Consider the following 14,728-nt stretch of genomic DNA (forward strand, 5'->3'; position numbering starts at 1 on the left):
TGCCGCCCACCGTCTACGAACGGAAAATGGCAGCACGTGAACCTATCGTTGTGTCCGAAATTACTTGACCACCACACTCATAGTTGCCCACGGCCGCGGCATGGTCGCGCTCCCGTTCGACGCTCCGGGACTCGATAGCCGATGTCCGTTCGTCGGCTTCTTCATGCAGTCGCGCGGCCAGCCGCACCACAATATCATGCAAGGCATCGCTGATCGGCGCCTTGCGCCCGTCACCAGAGCCTTCTTCTGTCTCCAGTTCTTTCAAATATTTATGGATGGTGGTCTTGGACCCCGTGTTGCCTAAGGCAACTCGGACAGCGTCGACCGAAGGGTAGCGCCCTTGGGCCAGCAACGCATCGCGCGCTTTTTTGATATCCGATTGATACAGTCCGGCACGGGCCATAACCTCTCCACGAAATAAGATGATGTATTACATACCATGTAATTACATACCATTTTTCGAGAAATTCAAGCTCAAATTTTCCTTGAAATTGAAGCAGGATAATATATGGTTATCCTGTGTCAGACGTCTTTTCGTGCCATTTTGGCCGCGTTTGCTGTACATTTGCCGATAGAGCCGGACATAATTGGTGACGCCGCTCGCCACGATCTATCCAGCCGGCCTTACCCGCCCGCTTTTCAGCCTTGTCATGCCATGTCTGATATCGACCTCTTTCTGCAGGCTGCTACGCGCGAGAACACGCGAAAAAGCTATCAAAGCGCGCTCCGCGATTTTGAAGTGGAATGGGGTGGTCTTTTGCCGGCGACGCCGGATAGCGTGGCACGCTACCTGGCCGACCGTGCCGGCAAACACGCTGTCAACACCCTGCGTCAGCGATTGGCCGCATTAGCCCAGTGGCATCTCGACCAGGGCTTTCCAGACCCAACCAAGGCACCGGTAGTACGCCAAGTCTTGCGCGGTATCCAGACGCTGCACCCCGCCCAGGAAAAGCGAGCAAAACCCTTTCAGATCGATCAACTCATGTTGGTCGATCACTGGTTGACGGCCAACGCCGACGCCGCGCAATCCCAGGGAGAACTGGCCGCCGAGCTGCGGTACCGCCGCAATAAAGCATTGTTCTTGCTGGGTTTCTGGCGCGGGTTTCGCGGCGATGAGCTGACGCGCGTGCAGATCGAGCATATTCACATCACGCCAGGTGAAGGGATGACTTGCTTTTTGCCGCGCACCAAGGGTGATCGCCAGCTCAAAGGCGGCAACTTCAAGGTGCCGTTGCTATCGCGCCTATGCCCTGTCACCGCTTATGAGGAATGGATCGCTGCAGCGAGATTGACGGCTGGGCCGGTGTTTCGTGCCATTGATCGCTGGGCCAACATTAGCGCTAACGGCCTAAACATCGATAGCTTGGTGCCGCTTCTGCGTAATATCCTGCAGGAAGCTGGCGTGGATGCGCCTGAGTTGTACAGTGCCCACTCGCTGCGCCGCGGCTTTGCCAGTTGGGCAACCGCGAATGGGTGGGATCTGAGAACGCTGATGGAGCATGTGGGCTGGAAAAATGCACAGTCCGCCATGCGCTACATCGATCGGGAAGATTCCTTTAACCAGCGCCGTATTGAGCATGCCCTGCGTCCTACTGGGGGCAAGTGACTAGCCCATTAGTTAATTGCCGGACCTATCCACTGAGCATCTGATAGTCAACTGCTCGGGTTTGATCGTTGCTACTGGGTCAAAACATGTAAAAACGAGACGCGTTGCGACTGCAGCGTCTCGCAGGGAGACGCCTATCCGATACAATGGACTGTATAAATTTTCGGAATCACGATGAGTCACTCACCGCTTTTGAACCATATTCTGGAAGGGAAGAACACAGGATTCGGAAAAAATCGGGCGCTAAGGCAACGTGTCCTTCAATGTAGGACCGCTTTCGACCCAAAGCAGCCGTTCGCATCAATGCGATCCTTTTCATTCTGCTGTCGCCTAAACGACTAGGTAGGGTTGCTTTAAGCCTGTAAGCCGCGGTTATGCGCACCAGGGAAATTCCGCGCTGCGCTCAACAACGCGACAGAACCTACACTTTGCGGTAAGCGCCAAGGTTGGCATGCGCACCAAGGTGGAGCGCCTGGCCCTGCCGAGGTAATATGCCAAGGTTCCTCTTTCTCCCCCGTCCACTCGTTTGCGGCCGGCAGATCCTTTTCACCATCCCTTCGCCACGCGGCTTTGCTGCGGTGATCGGAGTGGACGTTGCGCAAGCATGCTGCGTCCGGCCCGACTACCTGGTGTTCCCAGCAGCATCACTAATAATTATGGCGCGCAGGACTATCGCTTCGACTTGACATCGAGTGGCGACCAAATTCAAGAGCGCACGTTCTTATCTGCCGCAACGCCGCATCAAAGTTACTGCGCCAGGACGTAATGCGCCAAAGCCATCGCCTCGGTCTCGCTCAGTTGGGCGAATGCTGGCATCGGTACAGGCCCCCATTTGCCGGCGCCGCCTGCCCGAATATTGTGCGCTACCAATGACTCTGCGTTTGCCTTTCCCTTGTATTTAGCAACCACTTCCTTGAATGCCGGCCCGACGATTTTCTTGTCGATCGAATGACATCCCGTGCAGGCATTTGTGGCAAGCAGCGCTTTTGTGTCGGTTGCGGCGGCGGTCCCGACCGTCCGTGCCACGGCAGCTGGCTTTACCGCTGCTGTCGCAGTCGGAATTGCGGTACTGCGCTCGGCCCCGTAGGTCTTGACCAGATAATCAACGATGTCCGGGATATCCGCATCGGGAAATTGTGCGCCGAACGGTTTCTTCATCTTTTTCACGGTCGCATCCCAGTAGCCGCGAGGCGACGTCGTTGGCTGCGACTGGATATAATGGACTGAATGACATGTCATGCAGTTGCGCTGGGCCAGCGCATATCCCGGCAAATCGCTGGGTTTGAAGACAGCAGTTTCAGGCGGAAGCTGAATGTCGAGGGCGAAAGCTGGGGCCGCAGCCATCAGGCCGATGGTGAACAGAGAACAAATCAGTGGATGTTTCAATTTTGTTCCCCTTATACCGCGACGACGCGCGTTGATTCGACCACGTTGCGCATGTAGCCGGCAGGGTTCCACAGTGCACTCGCGGGTTGGCCTTGACCAATCCGGTTCACCGCCCGTACCAGCAGTTCGTGGTTCCCTTTCTGTTTCGGCGTGAACGCCGCGCTCCACTCTCGGAAGGAGTACCGCCCCAAGTCCTTGCCCAGTTGTGCTGCCTGCCAGTTCCTTCCACCGTCGGATGAAAACGCCACTTCATTCACGCCGTAGCCGCCGTCGAACGCGATTCCGCGCACTACAGTCTGACGCCCCGCCTTGACATGCATGCCGTCGGTCAGGCTGGTCACGAACGAACGCACGTTGAGGCGATTGATCGGGATAGTCTTGGTCGGCGCCTTTCCCGGTTCGGTACAGGCGCACTGGTTGTCCGGGATGCGATATGCGGTGCTCATCCAAAATCCGTCGAATACCTTGTCGGTAACGGTAATGTCGGAGAGATGCTTGACCCAATAGGTGCCGTAGTAACCAGGTACAACCAGCCGCAGCGGATAGCCATTCAACATGGGCATGTCGACCCCGTTCATTTGCCACGCCAGCATTACCTCGCCGTCGAGCGCATGATCGATATTGAGGGCCTTCATGAAATCGGGCCCGTCACCAACCGGCGGAGTGTCAAGGCCATTGAACGAGACCTGCACTGACCCGGCCTTTACGCCCGCCTTTTCCAGCACCTTACGTAGCGGGATGCCTGTCCAGCGGGCGTTGCCCATGGCGCCGTTCGATAGCTGGCCGCCGTTGGCGCGCGGCGACAAGTGACCGCGGCTGTTACCGGAGCACTGGTTAACGGCGACCAGCTCGGTGGCCTCGGCCATTTGCTTGAGGTCGGCGAGTGAGAGTTCCAATGGAGTATTGACATTGCCGCCGACGCGCAGGCGGTACGTCTGCGCATCTACCGCGGTGGGAATGCCGCTCCAGTGATAGCGCACGAAGAACGCATCGTTCGGCGTAATCACCGATTCGTTGAACACACTGAACGGAGTTTCCAGCTGCGGCGGACGGGCGGTAAGCAGGATCAGCGGTCGCTTTTGGGGATACGCGACCAGTTCGCGCTCGCCGTTTTCAAACGGCAGCGTGACGTGGCCGGCTTCTGCAGCCAGCGCGCTCAATACCGGGCTGCCGAAAGCGGTGACGGCACCGAACGTGCCTGCCTGCCTCAGAAAGGAACGGCGCCGCGCCGCCTCCGCCGTCAATACCAACGAGGTCTTCGCCATACGGGTCTCCGTTATTGTTATGAAACTGTTCAGTGCCATACTGACACAGTTTTGTCGCAATTTGCTTACTGCGCGCTGCTCAGTACGGCCTCTTGTGGATGGGCTGCAACGTCGCCTTCCATCACCAAGACGCGGCTCGCGGTCACGGCCTGGAGTTCAGACTGTTGCTCACGTCGCGCATTGGCGCGATCGCAGTGCCGTTGGCCATGCCCATCGGATTGGTCTTGAAACTGGCCCGTGGAAGACTTTTGGGCCAGGGGTAGGAAGTGCAGCGAACCGGAAAATCTGTTTAAGGTGTTAAACCCGACGGTTAATGTCGATATAAGTTCTCCCAACGGATGCGGAATTCGCGCGCAAGCATACATTTCTGCTCGCCTGCAGTTAGCGTATCGAAGATTCCGGGGCCGCAATGGCACCCCGGTACATCCCGTGCTTGCCCCGCCCGATACGCTGCGCGTGATAAATGCCGGTGTCGCCCGAAAACAAATAAGCCGTCACGCACGCGATGGCCGCGAACGGTCCGATTGCCGGCCCGAACAACTCGATGGCCATCAGCGTAGTTGCGATCGGGGTATTCGCCGCGCCGGCAAAAACGGCCACAAAACCCAGGCCGGCGAGCATGGCAAACGGCAGATGCAGGATCGGTGCAAGGGCGTTCCCGAGCGTCGCGCCGATGTAGAACAGCGGCGTGACCTCGCCCCCCTTGAAGCCGGTGCCCAGCGACAGGACAGTGAAAAACATCTTGCCGAAAAAGTCCCAGGGAGACCCTGGCTGCTGGAACGCGCGCACGATCTCCGGGATGCCCAATCCGGTGTAGTGCCACGCATCGAACCCCCATACCGCAAGCGCGATGAGGATTCCGCCTATCGCCGGGCGCAGCGGCGCATAGGCAACCCACCGCTTCGCCGCGGCACCCACCCGGCGCGCACTCACGGCAAATGCCATGCCGGCCAGGCCGAAGACGATGCCAGCGACGATTACGGCGGCAACGCTCCAGAAGCCGACAGGGACGATCGTCCCGATTGCATAGTGTGTATGGTGAACGCCCCATGCCAGGCAGACCTGGTCGGCGCCGAGGCTGGCGACAACGCAGGGCAATAGTGCGTCATGGCGGATGCGGCCGATGGCGAGCACTTCCAGGCCGAAGATGGTGCCTGCGAGTGGCGTCCCGAACACTGCGGCAAAGCCGGCGCTCATGCCCGCCATCAGCAGGACCCGGCGGCCCTCCGGCGTGACGCGAAACAGTTGCGTGAGCTGATCGGCCAGCGCCGCGCCCATTTGAACGGCAGTTCCCTCGCGCCCTACGGACGCGCCGAACAAATGCGAGACGACGGTGCCGCCCAACACCAGCGGCACCATACGCAACGGGATGACCTTTTGGGGATCATGGATCTCGTCGATGATGAGATTATTGCCGCGCTCCACCGATCGACCGGCCAGGTGATAGACCATTCCCACGCCGAACCCGGCAACCGGTAGCAGCCAGATGATCCAGCGATGCGCCTCGCGCCACGCGGTGGCATGATCGAGGGTCATTAAAAATACTGCAGCAGCGCTGCCGGCAAGTGCGGCGACCACGCTTGCCATGCACAGCCATTTGCCGATGGAAGGCAACAGTGCGATTTGCTCGATATGAAAAATATTGGAAGAGTTTGTCATTGGGTCGATCTTTGCTCGAACGATACGGGCTGACCAATGACCGGGGTGTGAACGCGAACGCCTACAGCCCCGACCAAGGTCAGGTGTCTGTAGACGTCATCAGCAGCGCTGTTTCCACTGCGGTTCAAGGAGGAACGTCATCTCCTGGTGCGATCATATCGCAAAGCCAGCGGTCTCGACAAGGCGCCCGCTATCCGACCGCTGCGCTATGGATGGCTACGCACCGGCTCTGTGCGGCAGAATGTCAGAAACGCCTGCAACCTGGGGGACAGCAATTTGCGCCGGTGGTAGACAATGAAAAAATGCCTGGTCAAGGGCGGCAGTGCCGTCGATAGCGCAACCAGGCGGCCGTTCGCGAGGAAATCGGCCACGATCAGCCGCGACAGGCAGGCTAGTCCCAGTCCTTCGGCGGCGCCATGCTTGATCGCTTCGGCATTGCTGAACTCTCCGGCCGAACGAAGGCTGTGCAGGTACGGCGCAAGCGCCTGCTCTACGGCATCGCGCGTTCCCGAGCCCGGTTCCCGCAATAGCCAGTGGGCGGCGCGTAATTCATCCAGCGTGACCTCGCGTCGTGCGCTCTGCAGCGCCAGTGGATGATCGGGCGCGCCGACTACCAGCAGTTCATCGGTGAGCCATGGTGCCACTTCCAGGGCGGCGTCGGTGCACGGGCCTTCGATAAACCCGAGGTCGAGTTCAAAGTTCGCGACGGCAGCGGCGATCTCGGCGGTATTCCTGATTTTGACGAGTGGCGGATTGGCCGCATGCTTGCCGAATGCGGCGGCCAATAATGGCGGCAGCACATAAATGCCGATGGTCGTGCTCGCACCCAAGTTCAGCCCGTTTCCTGAGAGCGCCGCATGGCGGCCGAACTGCTTCTCGATCGTCGCTGCAGCGTCGAGCATCTCGCGTGCCTGCGGCAGCAGCACGCGGCCGTTATCGTTGATGACGAGGCGCTTGCCAACCCGGTCGAACAGGACGATGTCGAGAAGCGATTCGAGCTCGTTGAGTGCGGCACTTGTCGCCGATTGCGATAGCGCGAGTGCCGTCGCGGCGGCCGTCGTGCTGCCGCATTGCGCGACGGCCAGGAATATCTGGAGCTGGCGAAGTGAAAGGCGCATGAAGCCGGATCCGTGAAGTCGATGCAGGATTATACGAGGCGGCACCGGTGCGTATCTCGCGAGGCTGCGCATATGGCGGCCGGCCTGGACGCTTAGTGCAGCAGGTGCTCGACCGCCGCACGCTCCTGCCGCAGCTCGTCCTCGGCCCGCTGCAACTTCTCCCTGGCGAACGCATTAATGTCCAGGCCGGCGACGCGTTCGATCTGGCCGCCATGGCAAACTACGGGAACGCCGAAGAAAATTCCCGTGGCGATGCCGTACGATCCGTCAGATGGCAGGGCCATCGACACCCAACGCCCGGCGCTGCCGCAGACCCAGTCGCGCATGTGGTCCAATGCGGCATTGGCCGCCGACGCTGCAGAGGACAGGCCGCGTGCTTCAATCACTGCAGTTCCCCGTTGCGCGACCGTCGGAATGAACACCTCTTGATTCCATGACTCGTCGCCAACGGCGAGTGGCGCTGGCCGGCCATCGACCTCGGCATGGCGATAGTCCGGGTACATGGTCGGCGAATGGTTACCCCATACCACGAGTTGGCTGACACGGTCCACCGGCTGGTGCAGGTGCTGGGCCAGCATCGCTTGCGCGCGATTCTGGTCGAGGCGGATCATCGCGCTGAAGCAGGACGGCGCCAGATCGGGCGCCGCCGTCATGGCGATCAGCGCATTGGTGTTGGCGGGATTGCCCACCACGAGCACTTTCACGTCCCGCCGCGCAACCGCGTTGAGTGCTCTGCCTTGTTCGGCAAAAATGTTGGCGTTCGCCGCCAGCAAATCCTTGCGTTCCATGCCCTTGCTGCGCGGCTGCGCGCCGACTAGGATCGCGAGATCGATGTCGCGAAACGCTGTCAGTGGATCATCCGTGATGACGACTTGCTGTAACAGTGGAAACGCGCAATCATCCAACTCCATTCGGATGCCGTTCAGTGCGCCGAGCGCGCGGGGAAGGTCAAGCAGGTGCAGGATAACCGGCTGATCTGGGCCCAGCAAATCGCCACTGGCGATGCGAAACAGCAAGGCATAACCGATTTGTCCGGCGGCGCCGGTGACCGCGATACGTTTTGGAGCGTGCATGATGTTTTCCTCGTAAATGGTGGGGAGCGGTGCTGACCGCGACCTTTGCAGGTCAGCAGAATGAAACCACTTTAATACTCCGCATCAAAACAGGAAAACGCATAATTCAAGTCATATCTAGCTAGGAAACAGGTTGATTAATGCTAGTACGGCCTTTGCTTTATGCTGACGGAATATGCCGGATGCCATCCGGCTTCACGCCTTCAATCAAGGATTTGCATGTCATTCAAGGAAATTCAGGCGATGGCCGCTGGCGCCACACCCTTACGCCAGCTGCGCAGTCCTATCGAAGTGATCCGTCAGTTTACGCCGAACTGGTTTGCGGCAACGATGGGCACCGGCATCTTGTCGCTTGCGCTCGCCCAACTGCCAGGCGCGCTCCCGGGGATGGCCCGCCTGGCCGAGGGACTCTGGCTTTTTAACATTGCGCTGTTCGTGTTGTTTGCCGCGCTGTACAGCGCGCGCTGGGTCATGTTTTTCGACGAAGCGAAACAGGTGTTCGGCCATGCGACCGTCTCCATGTTCTTCGGTACCATTCCCATGGGATTAGCTACAATTATCAATGGATTTCTCAGCTTTGGCGTGGCGCGCTGGGGCGCCGCCGCCGTCGCGGTGGCCGAAGCTTTGTGGTGGATCGATGTGGCCATGGCACTTGCTTGCGGCGTCCTCATTCCTTACCTGATGTTCACGCGCCAGCAGCACAGCATCGACCAGATGACGGCGGTCTGGCTGCTGCCGGTCGTCGCTGCCGAGGTTGCAGCGGCGAGCGCCGGGCTGCTTGTGCCGCACCTGCAGGATGGTGGCGCGCGCTTCACAGTCCTGATCACCGGCTACGTGCTGTGGGCATACTCGGTGCCAGTGGCGCTCAGCATTCTCGCGATTCTGTTATTACGCATGGCCCTGCACAAACTGCCGCACGAAAGCATGGCGGCATCGAGCTGGCTGGCGCTGGGACCAGTGGGCACCGGCGCGCTCGGCATGCTGGTGCTCGGCGCCGCCGCGCCGGCGACGCTGGCGCCGTTTGGCCTGGCCGAGGTTGGCCACGTGGCCAACGGGATGGGCGTGGTGAGCGGCCTGCTGCTTTGGGGACTCGGCCTGTGGTGGATGATGCTGGCAACCCTGATTACGCTGCGCTACTTCAGGGCAGCCGTTCCATTCAACCTGGGCTGGTGGGGCTATACCTTTCCGCTCGGCGTATTCGCGGTCACCACGCTGCGTCTGGCGAAGGTGCTCGATTCGCTGTTCTTCGAGGTCTTCGGCAGCGCGCTGGTAGTGGTACTGGCAAGCCTGTGGCTGGTTGTCGCATGGCGCACCGCGCTCGGCGCTTACCGTGGCAACCTGTTCGTCTCTCCCTGTATTGCGTCGATGAACCGGCCCTGAAGGCCAACGTTCAGCGCGCCAGTTGCGCCGCGCGCGCCAGTGTCGCGACGATTTGCGGGGCCACAGTTGGCGACGTACAAACAGATAGCGGACTCGGATGAGGCATTTCCAGTACGATCAAGCCCGGCCGCCTGGCCTCGATGGCAGCGTGGGCCTGGCGGGCCGTGCGTCCGGCCAGCACGACCACCCGCAGGCATGGCAGGAGGTCCAGCACATCGCCTAGCATGGCGATGCCTGCACGTACCGCCGCCACACCCAGGCGCGCCGGCGGAGCTTGCTCGTCGGCCAGCCAGGGCACGGTATTCCACAGCACGGTACGCGCACGCGCGACGGCGGCTTGCGCCAGGAAACGTTGAAGATTGCGCTGCGCAGGACCAGGATTGTCGCGCGAGACGAAGCGCGGGCGCATCGCATGGCGCGCCGGCGCTTCCAGCAAGATGAGAATGTACGCATCGGCGCCGCCGTCCAGCGGATCGAAGTACGGCAGCGCGCGGACGGCTGCGTGCGTGTCGACCCACTGGTTGAGCGCGACCACATGGGGAAGAGACAGCAGTTCGACGCGGCGTGCCAGTTCGGCTACATCGTCCAGCAAGGGAGCCACCGGCACGCCAGACGTCACTCGCTGCTCGCCAGCGCTGCCTGCTCCGCTCCGGCTGGCGTGTCGCCCTCCATCACCAGGATCCGGCTGGCGCCAGCAGGCTGCTGCGCCAGGCCCGGCCGCACGTCGCGCATGGGCCCAATGGCAGTACCGTTCGCCATGCCTTTGCCGTCAGTCTTGAAGCGACCCACCGGCGCGCGCTGACCACCGGCGTAGACGTTGTAAACAGTCTCCGGTTTCAGTTTGTACAAGAACACTTCCAGTGCATCGGTCACGCCCAGGCTGCGCACGACCACGAATCCTTTGCCGTCGCCGCGGGACTTGAGAGCGATATTGCTCGACTCGCCGTTCACACGCGGCACCAGGTTGCTGGTACCAGCACCGGTGGGCACGGCATGGGACACGTAGACAAGCGCTTGCGGCGCCTGGCCGGCCGCCACATGCGCGACGACCTTGTTGCTTGCGGTGTCGATCACGTCGACACCATCGCCGTTTTCGAGACCAACGTACACTTTGCTGCCGTCGTCCGACGCCCATGCGCCATGCGGCAAGGCCCCGGTCGGTATCGTCGCCATGAGTTGTGGCTGATCACCGGTGGAATAGACCTTGACGACATTTTCTCCGCCCACTGTCACGTAGGCTCTTGCGCCGCCAGCGTTCTTCCCGAACGCCAGGTGGTTGGTAATAAAACCGGTGTCGATGACGCCTTTGACTGTCAGCGTCGCCACGTCGATGCGGGTGACCTTGCCAACGTCCTTGTGCGTCATCCAGACTTCCTTGAAATCAGGCGTGAACTGCAAGAACGGCGAGAACGGGCTAGTGACAGAAATATGCTTGATCACTTTGGATGTTTTCATGTCGATGACATCGACGACAGGATTAAAGCTCGATACCACGAACGCCAGTTTGCCATCGGGATGGAACATCACCATGCCCGGACCACCTGTTGTCTGGATCCGGCGTTTTTCCTTGAAGGTGACAGGATCGATGACCGAGACGTAATCTTCGCCGCGTACCACGACCCAGACTTCGCGACCGTCCGCGGTGAAAAATCCTTCGTGAGGCGACCGCCCGATATAGGTAACGCCCTTGACCTTATTGGTGGCCGTGTCGATGAAGGTCACCGAATTGGAGCCATTCGATATCGCAATCAAGGTTTTATGGTCCGGCGAAAAACCCAGTCCATGAACATTCACTTGCCCCTTGTACAAAGGAGACAGGATGTCGGGCCGCTGATTACCCAACCGGATTTGTCCCAGCAACTGATTGGTGGATGGATCGATCACCGAAACGGTGTTGCTGTTCTGGTCAGCTGTATAGACGCGGTCCTGTGTGCCTGGCGCAGCCTGCGCAGTACCCATGGCAGCGACCGCAAGCGTCATGGCGAAGGTGAGCTTATTCAATTCAGTGAGTTGCATGAGAGTCTTTCCTGGTGTCTGCGTTGGTGGAATCGGCTCTTGCGCCGTGGGCTGCCTGGTAGCGTTGCAACCAGGCGCGCATTACATTGATTTCGTTCTGTTGTTCGACGATGATGCCTTGTGCCAGGTTGCGCAGTTCGCGGTCGTTACTGTGCACCAGGATGGCCTTGGCCATATCGATCGCGCCTTGATGGTGAGGAATCATCATGCTCATGAAGTCATGCGCGGGATCCCCGGTTGTGGGCGCGCGTCGCATGCCGTCATCCATGATCGCCATGGCATCATCCGCGAGAGACGCATAGGGCCTGTCGCTACTGGCGATAAACGAGGCAGGCGGCGCAGTCGCGCCATGGTGGCCAGCATGCTGCGCCGAGACTGTGGCGGTGCAGCACCAGAGCATGGCGCCCAAAAAAAGTGAAAATTTCAAACCGGTCCCTCCAGTTGTTCATAGACGGCGCTGGCAACCCGTGCCAGTTCGCCCTTGTCGACGGCTGCGGACAGCGCATAGCCGAACTTCCCGTCGATCCAGTAAAACACGTTGACGTCGCCCTCTTTGGCGAACCGAAAGCCGGTGTTCTTGTTGCGCGCCTGCTCCGTCGACACGTACAGCGTCAGGCGCTGGCCAGCGCCGTCGTGGTACATGAATTGCGCTACCGGCCCGCTGGCCCCGGGCAGCAGGCGCCCGCCGATCAGTTCATAGCCCAGCTTGCCCAAATGCGGCGGACGGATCTTGCTGCCCATGCGCTTCGACAGCCAGGTCACCAACTGGTCTTCCTGGTCGGCGCGAATTTCCACTGGCCGGCGCACATCCGGGCTGTACACGGCATGGGCTATTGCGGCCTGGTGTGCCAGGCCGGACCACGCTGCCTGCTGATACGCGGGCGCTTGCTGCTCCATACGCGCCAGGGACTGGCCAGTTGCCGCGCCGCGCAAGCCCCAGCCGGCGCCACCGCTCACCAACGCGATTGCCAGGCCCGCCGCCAGCGCCTGCCATTGCCAGTGCCGGTTGCGATGCGGCGTGGTGGCCGCTGCCATGGGCGCCGGGACCGGTTCGCCCAGCACCGGATCGAACAGGCGATGCATGGCGTCGTTCTGGGCCGCGTAGGCGCGCACGCGCGCAGCTTCCTCGGGGCGCTCTGCCAGGTAGGCGGCGACCTCGGCAGCGCGTGCTGCCGGCAGCACGCCGTCGACGTACGCGTGCAGATCGGCTTCAGTCACGGGCAGGTTCATTTCACGACTTTCAACGAGTTCACGCGGGCGCCGCCGTCCATCAGGCTGCGCAGCTTTTCGCGGGCGCGCGCGAGCCGCGACATGACGGTCCCGACCGGGATGCCGAGCGTCGACGCCACTTCTTCATAACGCATGTCTTCCAGCCCGACCATCAGCAGGATCGCGCGCTGTTCTTCGCTCAGCAGGCGCAGCGCGGCATCCATCTCGCGCACCTGGATGCTGACCGTGCTGCGATCCGCCAGGGCCGGCATCGGCGTATCATCGTCGAGCGGCTCGGTGACCAGTGCGCCGCGCCGTATCTGATCGATACGCATATTGTGCATGATCGCAAACAGCCAGGCGCGCGCGTCCGTGCCGGGTTGCAGCGCGGCGCGCTGGGCCCAGCCGCGTTCGAGCGTGTCCTGCACCAGGTCATCGGCCGCGGCGCGCTCGCCCACGAGCGCGCGCGCGTAGCGCCGCAGCCGCGGGACACACGCCAGCAACTCCGCGCCGGGAAGAAGGGGCAGGACGCTCATGGAACCAGTGATTACATCGCGCTGGCGGCCAGCTTCGGATCGATCTGCCAGGTTTCATTGACCAGTTTGCCGTCGCGGTAGGTCAACACGTAGCGCACCTTGATGGAGGCCTTGCCGTCGAATTGCACTGCCGCCGTGACGGTCGCACCCTTCGGATTGACCGACTCGGACGCGCCCATAACGGTGACGCGCAGCGGGCCCATCGCGCCGAACTTGCTCCATACGGCGCCGATGGCGGCTGCACCGTCGTAGCTGCCGTCAAGCGGTCCACCAACCCAGGTCAGCCGCGCATTGTCGGCGTAATCATGCACGATGGCGGCGTGTTCACCGGCGCCAATGGCGGCGAAGTGGGCTTGCGCCATATCCAGCGCAGGCCCGGCAACAGCCGTGGTGGCGATGCCGATGGTGCTGGCCAACAGGAACATCAGGTGGGTGGTTTTCATGGGTGCGGTCCAGTACAGGTCAGGTTGAAAAACGGGCTTGCTACAGGTGCAAACGTCATTGCCCTGTTTTTATTCCATGTATTTGTATTTATTTTTTTGTGTTCATCAATTCTTCAAATGCCAGCGCCGCACGGCTGCGATGGCGTTCAGGATGACGCAGCATCGAGAACCCACGCGCCGGCAGGACCAGCGCCGCGCGCGCCAGCAGGCCCGCCTGAACATGCGATGCCACGACCAGTTCGGAAATCGCGGTGGCAAAGGGACCGGCCATCACCGCGCTGCGCACCGCCTCGTTGGACGGCAGGCTGAGAGCAACCTGCATTGCGGCGACCGGCACGCCCATGTCCGACAGCGCTTTCTCAAACGCCGAACGCGTGCCGGAACCGGTTTCGCGCAAAATCCATTGCGCCTGCACCAGGTCGGCAGCCGCCAGCGGCACCCCGGCGGACCATGGATGATCGGGTGCTACCACGACAACGAGCTGATCCTCCCCCACAGCTTCGATGGCCAGGGAGGGTTCGTCGATGTCGCCTTCGATGAAACCGAGGTCAGCGCCACCCAGCAGGATGGCCTGCGCCACGCTGTCGGTATTGCCCACTTCCAAAGTCAGGTCGATGGCGGGGTACGTTTGACGAAATTGAACGAGCAGGCGAGGCAGCCAGTAGCTGGCGATAGTCTGACTGGCATGAATGGCCAGCGTGCCGCGCCTCATCTCACCTAGTTCCGAAAGCATGTTTTCGGCGGCGCGCACGCTGGCCAGCGTGCGCTGAGCCCCCGCCAAAAAGATCCGCCCGGCTTCGGAGAGTTCGATGCGCCGCCCGATGCGATGGAACAGTGCCGTGCCGTAGTGCTCTTCCAGGGCCTTGATCGAGGAGCTGACGGCCGACGGGGACAAAAATAGGGCGGCAGCCGCTTGGGTAAGGTGCTGCCGTTGTGCGACTTCAACAAAAATGCGTAGCTGGTCCAATGTCATCGTTCGATCCAATCTAATGATTTGTAATTAATTATACGATGGACCGAACGAAATCACCGTTCGA

Annotated in this window: 15 protein-coding genes and 1 riboswitch; of the genes, 2 read left to right on the forward strand and 13 right to left on the reverse strand. The window is 60.9% G+C overall.

Features of this window, described 5'->3' with window-relative positions:
- Positions 1–13 precede the first annotated feature (13 nt).
- Positions 14–403 (reverse strand): DNA-binding protein, encoded by a 390-nt coding sequence (locus tag ACP7B7_RS27570; protein ID WP_426078851.1) that lies wholly within the window; start codon positions 401–403, stop codon positions 14–16.
- 105 nt (positions 404–508) lie between these two features.
- Between ACP7B7_RS27570 and ACP7B7_RS27575 the strand changes: the two genes are divergently transcribed.
- The gene (locus ACP7B7_RS27575; RefSeq protein WP_083287641.1) at positions 509–1,606 is read left to right on the forward strand and encodes a site-specific integrase; all 1,098 of its coding nucleotides are present in this window, start codon (positions 509–511) and stop codon (positions 1,604–1,606) included.
- A 747-nt stretch (positions 1,607–2,353) separates the two neighbouring features.
- Here ACP7B7_RS27575 and ACP7B7_RS27580 read toward each other — a convergent pair.
- The 5 genes from ACP7B7_RS27580 to ACP7B7_RS27600 all read right to left on the reverse strand — a co-directional run bounded on the left by ACP7B7_RS27580 (position 2,354) and on the right by ACP7B7_RS27600 (position 8,107).
- Complete coding sequence (locus tag ACP7B7_RS27580; protein WP_245714247.1) at positions 2,354–2,992, reverse strand: c-type cytochrome; 639 nt, start codon at positions 2,990–2,992, stop codon at positions 2,354–2,356.
- A gap of 11 nt (positions 2,993–3,003) precedes the next feature.
- Positions 3,004–4,257: a molybdopterin-dependent oxidoreductase gene (locus ACP7B7_RS27585; protein ID WP_131687604.1), complete on the reverse strand. Its 1,254-nt coding sequence runs from the start codon at positions 4,255–4,257 to the stop codon at positions 3,004–3,006.
- A 381-nt stretch (positions 4,258–4,638) separates the two neighbouring features.
- Positions 4,639–5,916, reverse strand: coding sequence for a voltage-gated chloride channel family protein (locus ACP7B7_RS27590; RefSeq protein ID WP_065306340.1), 1,278 nt, complete (start codon positions 5,914–5,916; stop codon positions 4,639–4,641).
- A gap of 83 nt (positions 5,917–5,999) precedes the next feature.
- Positions 6,000–6,070, reverse strand: a riboswitch (Fluoride riboswitch).
- 52 nt (positions 6,071–6,122) lie between these two features.
- On the reverse strand, positions 6,123–7,034 hold the full coding sequence (locus tag ACP7B7_RS27595) for a LysR family transcriptional regulator (RefSeq protein ID WP_065306341.1): 912 nt from the start codon (positions 7,032–7,034) through the stop codon (positions 6,123–6,125).
- 92 nt (positions 7,035–7,126) lie between these two features.
- Positions 7,127–8,107, reverse strand: a complete 981-nt coding sequence (locus tag ACP7B7_RS27600; RefSeq protein WP_065306342.1) for a malate dehydrogenase — start codon at positions 8,105–8,107, stop codon at positions 7,127–7,129.
- A gap of 219 nt (positions 8,108–8,326) precedes the next feature.
- Between ACP7B7_RS27600 and ACP7B7_RS27605 the strand changes: the two genes are divergently transcribed.
- A complete protein-coding gene (locus ACP7B7_RS27605; protein ID WP_065306343.1) occupies positions 8,327–9,487 on the forward strand; it encodes a TDT family transporter in 1,161 nt (386 codons plus the stop codon).
- A gap of 10 nt (positions 9,488–9,497) precedes the next feature.
- On the opposite strand, the gene ACP7B7_RS27610 is transcribed toward ACP7B7_RS27605, so the two are convergent.
- From ACP7B7_RS27610 to ACP7B7_RS27640, 7 genes are all read right to left on the reverse strand, one after another.
- On the reverse strand, positions 9,498–10,088 hold the full coding sequence (locus ACP7B7_RS27610) for a uracil-DNA glycosylase (RefSeq protein WP_426078855.1): 591 nt from the start codon (positions 10,086–10,088) through the stop codon (positions 9,498–9,500).
- 14 nt (positions 10,089–10,102) lie between these two features.
- On the reverse strand, positions 10,103–11,503 hold the full coding sequence (locus ACP7B7_RS27615) for a cytochrome D1 domain-containing protein (RefSeq protein ID WP_065306344.1): 1,401 nt from the start codon (positions 11,501–11,503) through the stop codon (positions 10,103–10,105).
- A complete protein-coding gene (locus ACP7B7_RS27620) occupies positions 11,490–11,930 on the reverse strand; it encodes a DUF305 domain-containing protein (RefSeq protein ID WP_082488630.1) in 441 nt (146 codons plus the stop codon). Before ACP7B7_RS27620 ends, ACP7B7_RS27615 begins: the two co-directional genes overlap by 14 nt.
- Positions 11,927–12,733, reverse strand: a complete 807-nt coding sequence (locus tag ACP7B7_RS27625; RefSeq protein WP_065306345.1) for an anti-sigma factor family protein — start codon at positions 12,731–12,733, stop codon at positions 11,927–11,929. The genes ACP7B7_RS27620 and ACP7B7_RS27625 overlap by 4 nt, the downstream gene beginning before the upstream one ends.
- On the reverse strand, positions 12,730–13,248 hold the full coding sequence (locus ACP7B7_RS27630) for an RNA polymerase sigma factor (protein WP_065306346.1): 519 nt from the start codon (positions 13,246–13,248) through the stop codon (positions 12,730–12,732). Before ACP7B7_RS27630 ends, ACP7B7_RS27625 begins: the two co-directional genes overlap by 4 nt.
- 11 nt (positions 13,249–13,259) lie before the next feature.
- Positions 13,260–13,691 (reverse strand): nuclear transport factor 2 family protein, encoded by a 432-nt coding sequence (locus ACP7B7_RS27635; RefSeq protein ID WP_056139895.1) that lies wholly within the window; start codon positions 13,689–13,691, stop codon positions 13,260–13,262.
- Positions 13,692–13,779: 88 nt separating this feature from the next.
- The gene (locus ACP7B7_RS27640; RefSeq protein WP_065306347.1) at positions 13,780–14,664 is read right to left on the reverse strand and encodes a LysR family transcriptional regulator; all 885 of its coding nucleotides are present in this window, start codon (positions 14,662–14,664) and stop codon (positions 13,780–13,782) included.
- Positions 14,665–14,728: the final 64 nt, after the last annotated feature.

The organism is Janthinobacterium sp. PSPC3-1, assembly GCF_049896105.1.
GTDB lineage: Bacteria > Pseudomonadota > Gammaproteobacteria > Burkholderiales > Burkholderiaceae_D > Janthinobacterium.

Excerpts from the sequence above, each read along its gene's own strand:
- ACP7B7_RS27570 (WP_426078851.1), bottom strand. The coding sequence starts at position 403 with ATGGCCCGTGCCGGACTGTATCAATCGGATATCAAAAAAGCGCGCGAT.
- ACP7B7_RS27575 (WP_083287641.1), top strand. The coding sequence starts at position 509 with ATGGTTATCCTGTGTCAGACGTCTTTTCGTGCCATTTTGGCCGCGTTT.
- ACP7B7_RS27585 (WP_131687604.1), bottom strand. The coding sequence starts at position 4,257 with ATGGCGAAGACCTCGTTGGTATTGACGGCGGAGGCGGCGCGGCGCCGT.
- ACP7B7_RS27590 (WP_065306340.1), bottom strand. The coding sequence starts at position 5,916 with ATGACAAACTCTTCCAATATTTTTCATATCGAGCAAATCGCACTGTTG.
- ACP7B7_RS27595 (WP_065306341.1), bottom strand. The coding sequence starts at position 7,034 with ATGCGCCTTTCACTTCGCCAGCTCCAGATATTCCTGGCCGTCGCGCAA.
- ACP7B7_RS27600 (WP_065306342.1), bottom strand. The coding sequence starts at position 8,107 with ATGCACGCTCCAAAACGTATCGCGGTCACCGGCGCCGCCGGACAAATC.
- ACP7B7_RS27605 (WP_065306343.1), top strand. The coding sequence starts at position 8,327 with ATGTCATTCAAGGAAATTCAGGCGATGGCCGCTGGCGCCACACCCTTA.
- ACP7B7_RS27615 (WP_065306344.1), bottom strand. The coding sequence starts at position 11,503 with ATGCAACTCACTGAATTGAATAAGCTCACCTTCGCCATGACGCTTGCG.
- ACP7B7_RS27625 (WP_065306345.1), bottom strand. The coding sequence starts at position 12,733 with ATGAACCTGCCCGTGACTGAAGCCGATCTGCACGCGTACGTCGACGGC.
- ACP7B7_RS27630 (WP_065306346.1), bottom strand. The coding sequence starts at position 13,248 with ATGAGCGTCCTGCCCCTTCTTCCCGGCGCGGAGTTGCTGGCGTGTGTC.
- ACP7B7_RS27635 (WP_056139895.1), bottom strand. The coding sequence starts at position 13,691 with ATGAAAACCACCCACCTGATGTTCCTGTTGGCCAGCACCATCGGCATC.
- ACP7B7_RS27640 (WP_065306347.1), bottom strand. The coding sequence starts at position 14,664 with ATGACATTGGACCAGCTACGCATTTTTGTTGAAGTCGCACAACGGCAG.